The 514-nt window shown below is 37.7% G+C and carries 1 pseudogene; it reads left to right on the top strand.

The window, feature by feature from the left end:
- Window positions 1-18: 18 nt before the first annotated feature.
- A pseudogene (locus tag AC3WJF_RS23075) lies at window positions 19-514 on the top strand (transposase); the annotation flags it as partial.

The raw sequence follows: 514 nt of genomic DNA, 5'->3' as shown, positions 1-514 counted from the left end.
TGATCGGGAGTGTCCAACATGAAAAGAAAAAGTTACGATAAAGAATTCAAGCTAGATGCGGTTCGAATGGTACAGGATGGAAAAAGAGTCGCAGAAGTAGCACGTGAGTTAAATCTTGCGGAACAAACCTTACACAATTGGGTGAAAAAATATAGTAAGGACAACGAGGCTGCATTCGTAGGAAGCGGAAATGTAAAACCAAACGAAAAAGCGCAACGGGATCTAGAAAAAAGATTACGTGATTTGGAAGAAGAAAATGCTATTTTAAAAAAGGCTATGGGCATCTTCGCAAAAGACCTGAAGTAATTTATAACTTCATTGAACAACACCTACACGAGTTTCGTGTAGCGAAGATGTGCGAGGTATTAGGTGTTTCAAAAAGTGGATTTTATGCATGGAAAAAGCGTTCTAAAAGTAAGCGAAAAGTCCGTAAGGAAAAATTAACGGCAGAAATTAAAAAGGCACATATGGAGTCTAGAAAAATTTATGGAAGTCCTAAAATCACAAAGGTGCT

Source organism: Heyndrickxia sp. FW510-T9, from assembly GCF_058781025.1.
The sequence above is the reverse complement of the archived record's forward strand: the minus strand, read 5'-3'. Positions and strand labels throughout refer to the sequence as shown.